Source organism: Nostoc sp. UHCC 0251, assembly GCF_034932245.1.
In the GTDB taxonomy this organism is placed as follows: Bacteria; Cyanobacteriota; Cyanobacteriia; order Cyanobacteriales; family Nostocaceae; genus Nostoc.
Genome location: NZ_JAYGHD010000282.1, coordinates 1 through 1,161, shown reverse-complemented (window position 1 = coordinate 1,161; position 1,161 = coordinate 1). Strand labels below are relative to the sequence as shown.

Annotated in this window: 1 pseudogene; it reads left to right on the top strand. The window is 38.8% G+C overall.

The window, feature by feature from the left end:
• Positions 1 to 1,150, top strand: a pseudogene (locus VB740_RS36810) (ISAs1 family transposase); the annotation flags it as partial.
• Positions 1,151 to 1,161 lie beyond the last annotated feature (11 nt).

Genomic DNA, 1,161 nt, shown 5'->3' with positions numbered 1-1,161 from the left:
GCAGGGCTGTTTCATTCCCTAAAACAGGTAAAATTGCAAGTGTTGAGGGGATAAAAATCATGGGTACTTCTCTAATTGAACATTTGCGACAAGTTGAAGATTTCAGAACAACTGATGGTCGAAGACATCCACTTTGGTTAGTATTGCTGTTTGTAATAATGGGCACTATGAGTGGATATGTCGGATATCGTGCATGGGGAGATTTTGTCAAAAGGCATAGACGGGTATTAATAGAGAAATTTGGTAGACAAAAACATGGAGTTCCCTCATATTCAACAATCCGACGTGTAGTCATGGGAGTGGATTTCGATAAACTGGCAGAAAAATTTAATGAGTGGGCTAAAAATTATGTTGATTTAGAAGTATCAGAATGGTGTGCCATAGACGGTAAAAGTATTAAAGGTACGGTGCAAAACTATAGTTCATCTAATCAGAATTTTGTCAGCATAGTATCAGTATTTGCGGGCAAAAGAGGGTTAGTTGTGGGGATGGAGAAATTTGAGAACCAGCAGAAAAGCGAAATCCAAGTTGTGCAAGAGCTAGTCACAGCATTGGGTATAGAAGATGTAGTCTTGAGCTTTGATTCCTTACATTGCCAAAAAAAACTTGCAAAATAATTATTGAAGGTGGTAACGATTACGTTATTGCCGTGAAAGATAATCAACCCAAACTACATCGTCATATTCAACACATTGCCGCCACCAAAAAACCTACTTATCGTATAATTGAGACAGAAAAGACTAGAGATAGATTAACAACGCGTACTGTTGAAGTCTTCCATGATGTCAATGGAATTGACCCAGAATGGACGGGAATACAATCTTTAATTAGGGTCGAAAGAATTGGCACTAGAAAGGGTAAGAAATATCATGAAATTGTCTGTTATATTAGCAGTTTGATAGCAGGCGCAAAGGAATTTTCTCTCGGTATTCGCGGTCATTGGGGTATTGAAAATTGCCTCCATTGGGTGAAAGATGTTGTGTTCAAAGAAGATAATTCAACGATCCGTATGGGCAATGCACCTGCAAATCTTTCCATATTGAGAGCGATCGCTCTCAATATACTGCGTCGAAATGGTCATACTTCCATCACAACTTCTCAAAGATTTCTCTCTCATGATATTGACAAACTTCTTGCCCTTGTGGAATGAAACAGCCCTGC